General features: G+C 70.7%; 6 protein-coding genes. All 6 read right to left on the reverse strand.

What is annotated here, in order from left to right:
* Positions 1–363, reverse strand: a 363-nt coding sequence (locus FV222_RS15565) for a 5-oxoprolinase subunit PxpA (RefSeq protein WP_147815001.1), incomplete at its 3' end; no start/stop codon positions are given.
* Between the two features lie 26 nt (positions 364–389).
* Positions 390–1,658, reverse strand: coding sequence for an MFS transporter (locus FV222_RS15570; protein WP_147815003.1), 1,269 nt, complete (start codon positions 1,656–1,658; stop codon positions 390–392).
* A gap of 106 nt (positions 1,659–1,764) precedes the next feature.
* Positions 1,765–2,574, reverse strand: a complete 810-nt coding sequence (locus tag FV222_RS15575; RefSeq protein WP_147815005.1) for a putative hydro-lyase — start codon at positions 2,572–2,574, stop codon at positions 1,765–1,767.
* A 136-nt stretch (positions 2,575–2,710) separates the two neighbouring features.
* Complete coding sequence (locus FV222_RS15580) at positions 2,711–3,628, reverse strand: LysR family transcriptional regulator (protein WP_147815007.1); 918 nt, start codon at positions 3,626–3,628, stop codon at positions 2,711–2,713.
* 182 nt (positions 3,629–3,810) lie between these two features.
* Complete coding sequence (locus tag FV222_RS15585) at positions 3,811–5,043, reverse strand: trypsin-like peptidase domain-containing protein (protein WP_147815009.1); 1,233 nt, start codon at positions 5,041–5,043, stop codon at positions 3,811–3,813.
* A 144-nt stretch (positions 5,044–5,187) separates the two neighbouring features.
* Positions 5,188–5,711, reverse strand: a 524-nt coding sequence (locus FV222_RS15590) for a DUF2459 domain-containing protein (protein ID WP_147815011.1), incomplete at its 5' end; no start/stop codon positions are given.

Genomic DNA, 5,711 nt, shown 5'->3' on the forward strand with positions numbered 1-5,711 from the left:
GGCGGCGGCGAGGTTGGCGAGCGCCCCGTGCGCCTTCACGTAGGTGACGCGGTGGCCGGCGTAAGTCGCGAGCGCCTGCGCGGCCCCGACCTGGTAGGCGACGAGGCGCTCGATCTCGGGCGGGGTGAACGGCATCCGCCGCCGCCCGAAGCCCCAGAGGTCGGGGAAGCCCGGATGGGCTCCCACCGCGACGCCGTTCGCCTTCGCCCGCGCGAAGGTCTCGGCCATGATCTCAGGGTCGCCCGCATGCATCCCGCAGGCGACGTTGGCCGAGGTGACGATGCCGAGCATCGCCGCGTCGTCGCCGCAGGCGTAGGCGCCGAAGCCCTCGCCGAGGTCGGAGTTCAGGTCGACGCTCGCCATGTCCGCTGCTCCCGTCCCGTCGCTGGTCACGCCGCCGCCGGCATTGTCACGGCCGGGGTCGCCCCGTCTGCGTCGAGCTCGCGGCCGGCGGTCTCGGGGAGCAGGAGGGCCGCCAGGATCACGAGGCAATAGGCGCTGGCCGCCACGACCCCGATGGCGATGCCCAGCGTCAGCGATCCGGACAGATGCGCGACCAGCGCCGGGCAGGCCGCCCCGGTCGCCCGGCCGAAATTGTAGCAGAACCCCTGCGCCGACCTCCTGACGCGGCTCGGGAACAGCTCGCTGAGGTAGGCGCCCATGCCGGAGAAGACGCCGGACAGGAAGAAGCCGAGCGGAAAGCCCAGGAACAGCATCGCCGTGTCGGTGATCGGCGCCAGGGTGTAGCCGAGCACGAGCAGGCCGGCGCAGAACCCGAACAGGATGAAGCCCTTGCGGCGGCCGATCCGGTCGGAGAGGTAGGCGCTCGTCAAGTAGCCGAGGAAGGAGCCGAAGATCAGCATCAGCAGGTAGCCACTGGTGTTGAGCACCGAGAGGTTGCGCTCGGTCTTGAGATAGGTCGGCAGCCAGGTCGTGACGGCATAGTAGCCGCCCTGCATCCCGGTGGCGAGGAGGCTCGCGAGCGCCGTCCGGCCGATGAGGTCTCGGGAGAAGATCTCCAGGAAGTTGCCGCGGTCGCCGACCGCGTGCATGGCCGAGCGGGTCTGCCGGTAGACCTCCGGATCCTCGATGTTGCGGCGGATCCAGAAGATCAGCACCGAGGGCACCGCCCCGATCCAGAACAGGATGCGCCAGTCGGACGCCGGCTCGACCAGGGCGAAGACCGCCCAGAAGGCGATGGCCGCGACGGCCCAGCCCACCGCCCAGCTCGACTGGACGAGGCCGACCGCCTTGCCGCGGTAGCGCGCCTGGATCGTCTCGGCGATCAGCACCGAGCCGACCGACCATTCGCCGCCGAAACCGAAGCCCTGCATGGCGCGGGTGAACAGCAATTGCTCGTAGGAATGCGTGAACCCGGACAGCACCGTGAACACGGTGAACCACAGCACGGTCCCCTGTAGCACGACGACCCGCCCGTACCGGTCGGCGAGGATGCCCGCGGCCCAGCCGCCCACCGCCGAGGTGACGAGCGCGGCGGTGGCGATGTTGCCGGCCTGGACCGTCGTCAGCCCCCACACGATCACCAGCGTCGGTATGAGGAAGGTGTAGATCATGTAGTCGAAGGCATCGATGCCGTATCCAGCGAAGGCGGCGGCCAGGACGCGTCTTTCCGGCGGGCTCGTGTCTTTCAACCACATGGCATTGCTCACGTTCTCGGGTGGGATCGGGTCATGTCTTCATGGTGCGTGTCGGCGCGCCTGCTCGCCGAAGCATGCGGCGGCTTCAGCGAAGCCGGGTTTGGCCTCAGCGGTACGGCAGGTCCCGGTTCAAAAGGTCGGTGATCAGCATCAGGCCGGGGGCGTGGGTGATGCACAGCGGCAGGCGCGCGGCCATCGCCACCGCCTGGGGCGTCACCCCGCAGGCCCAGAAGACCGGGATCTCGTCGGGCGCGATGTCGATCGCGTCGCCGAAATCCGGCTTGGCGATGTCGGCGATGCCGATCAGGCTCGGATCGCCGAGGTGGACGGGGGCGCCGTGCACGGCGGGCACCCGCGCCGTCACCTGCACCGCCTTGATCGCGTCGGCCGCCCGCATCGGCCGCATCGAGACCACGAGCGGTCCGTGGAACGGGCCGGCGGGCTGGGTCGGGATCGACGTCTTGTACATCGCGACGTTGCGCCCTTGCGCGACGTGGCGAAGGGGGATGCCGGCTTCGATCAGCGCCGACTCGAACGAGAACGAGCACCCGAGGACGAAGGTCACGAAGTCGTCGCGCCACAGGGGCGTCAGGTCGCCCACCTCGGCGACCTTCTCGCCGTGCTCGTAGACGACGTAGCCCGGCACGTCGGTGGCGAGGTCCAGGTCGGCGCCGAGCGCGGGGAGGTCGCGGGCGCCGGGCCGGGAGACGCCGAGCACCGGGCAGGGCTTGGGGTTCTGCTGGCAGAAGGTCTGGAAGTCCTGCGCCAGCGCCTGCGGCAGGATCATCAGGTTGCCCTGGACGTGGGCCGGAGCGAGGCCGGACGTGTGCCCGCGCCATTTCCCGTTTCGGATGGCGCGCCGGGCCGCGCGCGCATCCGCATAGGCGGCGGGGGAAGGGTGGAAATGCAGGGTCACCGCACGCCTCCTGGTCTCGACGCCCGGAGGGCGCGGGCCTCGACCCGATCGGGCCTGTGCCGTCTCGATAGGCAGGTTCGCATCGCGCTTCTTTCCGCGCCAATCGTCATTGCGAATGAGGCGCGATAACCTCGCCTTATCGGCCAGCGGCCCGATCCGCTTGTCGGCCCGCGGCCCAATCCGCGGCGACCTCCTGCGCGATGCGCGCGGCGTCGGCGACGAAGTGCGCGTCGGGACGCTTGGCGAAGGTGGCGGTGAAGTTCAGGTCCGAGAGGGATTGCTCGGCGGGCAGGATCCGCAGCGCCCCGGCCGCCAGCTCGTCCCGGACGACGGCCGGCGGAATCACGCAGATCCCCAGCCGCTCGATCCCCATCTTCACGATCGTCGCCAGTGACGCGCTGGTGTGGATCTGGCTGGGCAGCAGGTTCGCCCGAAGCACGAGGTCGCGCAGCTCGACGTAGGGGCCTGTGTTCCGGGGGTAGGTGATCAGGGGATGGCGGATCAGCGCCCCGAGGCTCAGGGGCCCATCCTCCGGCACCAGCCCCGGCGCGGCGATCCAGGCGACCGGGATGCTGAAGAGCGGCCGGTTGGCGAGGCTCGGCAGGGTGATCGGCCCGACGAGGAAGGCGAGGTCGATCTCGTTGGCGGCGAGCGCCGCCTGCATGTTTGGCGAGATGTCGACGGCGATGTCGACGCTGATGCCCGGCAGGGCCGCCCGCATCCGCTCGATGAACCGCGACAGCCAGAGGTGGACGATCGTCTCGGAGACGCCGAGCCGCAGCGTCCCCATCGTGCGGCCGGTTTCCGCCAGGGCCGCCCCCATCTCCGCCTGGAGCGACAGGAACCGCTCGGCGAACCCGAACAGCACCCGCCCGCGCTCCGTCAGCGCGACGTCGCGGCTGCGGCGCTCGAACAGCGTGCCGTATTCGTGCTCCAGCGCGGCGATGCGTTGCGACACGGCGGGCTGGGTCGTGTTCACCTGCTCGCTCGCCCGGCGGAAGCTGGACAGCGTCGCGACCCAGTAGAAGACCTCGAGGCTCCGGAAATCGGCCATCTCGCGACAATCCGGTGCTGGTCCCGGCGCTCGTGCGCAGGCGAGGAACCAAGCATATCGCGCGCCGCCGGGGCGGGCGAGCCGAGATGTCTCTCGTGACGACGTGGAAACGCCGACGACGCAGGCACCGGCGGTGTGCCGATGCCTGCGTCGTCCTGTCGTCAGGATCTACCGAGGGCGGATCAGCCGTCGTTCTTGGTGAGCGAGATCGCCACGAAGCGGGTCACGCCCTTGCTGCTCTTCACCCGCATCAGCACCGCCTTGCGTCCGCTCGCCTCGGCCGTGCGGATCTGCTCGGCGACGTCGGAGGGGCGCGTCACGCTCTTGCCGGCGACGTCGAGGATGACGTCGCCCTGCTCGATGCCCTTGGCGGCCGCCGGGCCGTCCGGGTCGACCTGCACCACCGCGACGCCGCTGTCGGACAGGCCGACCTCGGAGGCCGGCGCCAAGCCGAGGCCGAGCCGCGGCTGGCCGCCGGACATCCCGGTATCCGACGAGGCCACCTTCGACCCGTCGGTCGGGAGCGCGCCGAGCGTGATCGTCGCGTTGTCCGACTTGCCGCCGCGCAGGTAGGCGATCTCGACCTTCGCGCCGGGCTTCAGGCCGGCGATCTTGCGGGACAGCTCCTTCGCGTCGTTGATCGGGTTGCCGTTGACCGACTCGATCACGTCGCCGGACTTGAGGCCGGCCTTGGCCGCAGGGGTCCCGTCCTCCGCGTGGTCGATCAGCGCGCCCTTCGGCTTGGCCATGCCAAGACCCTCGGCGATGTCCTGCGTCACCGGCTGGACCTGCACGCCGAGGTAGCCGCGGGCGACCTTGCCGTCGGTCTTGAGCTGGTCGACCACCGCCTGCACGGTCTCGGACGGGATGGCGAAGGCGAGGCCGACGCTGCCGCCCGACGGCGAGGCGATGGCGGTGTTCACGCCCACGACCTCGCCGTTGACGTTGAACGTCGGGCCGCCGGAATTGCCCTTGTTGATCGGCGCGTCGATCTGCAGGAAGTCGTCGTAGGGGCCGGCGCCGATGTCACGGCCGCGGGCCGAGACGATGCCCGCCGTCACCGTGCCGCCGAGGCCGAACGGGTTGCCGATCGCCACCACCCAGTCGCCGACCCGCGGGGCCGCCTTGCCGAACTGGACGTAGGGGTAGCTGCCGGAATCCTTGATCTTCAGGAGCGCGATGTCGGTCTTGGAATCCTTGCCGATCACCTTGGCGTCGAGCGTCCGGCCGTCGTCGAGGGTCACCTGCACGGTCTTGGCGTGGTCGACGACATGGTTGTTGGTGACGACGTAGCCGTCGGCCGAGATGATGAAGCCGGAGCCGACGGCGCCGCCGGCGATGAGGGCGGCGGTCGCGACCGAGGCCAGGGCCCGGCGGCTGTATCGGGCGGAGGTGCGGGTCTGGGGAACGGACATGCGATAGGTCTCCAGGAGAAATCGTCTGCGCCGCCGGCGTCAGCGGGCGATGCGTTCGTTCTAGAGACCGGCGCCTCACCCGCCTGTGACCGGCGCATTACCGTTTCGACAGGTTCGCCGGTCCGCCCTCGGCGGGCGCCGGCATCACGGAACCGCCGTCACCCCGGAGCGCCATTCGAGGTCGAGGATGAGCCCGCCCGGCAGCGTCGCGATCACCGGCGCCACCGGCAGCCCGGCGACGTTGACGAGCCCGGCGGTCCAGTGGTTGCACACGTTCGTCCAGGAGAAGCGGCCCGCGCCCCTGTAGAACAGGCTCGGCCCGTAGAGGCCGGGGCCGACGTCGACCGGATGGCCGTCGACGCGGGCGAAGCTCGCCTCGAGCCGCGCGACGAGCCGCTCCAGGCCGGCGGCCGAGACCGGCACCGCCAGGATGTCGGCGCGGGGAAAGCTCGTGCGCGGGTCCGCATCGAGGCCGACCACCTGGATCACCCCGTCGCTGCCGCCGGGCGTGAACAGCGCATCGAGCGCTAGCCGCCAATCGAACTCCGCGAGCGTGGGCGTCGCGGCGTAGAACCGGGCCTCGCCCCAGCCGAATTCGAGGGTGGGATAGGCGCGGAACCGCACGGCGATGTCGCGCAAGGCCGGGCCGGCGCCGGGCCCGGTCAGCG

This window comes from Methylobacterium sp. WL103 (genome assembly GCF_008039885.1).
Lineage (GTDB): Bacteria > Pseudomonadota > Alphaproteobacteria > Rhizobiales > Beijerinckiaceae > Methylobacterium > Methylobacterium cerastii.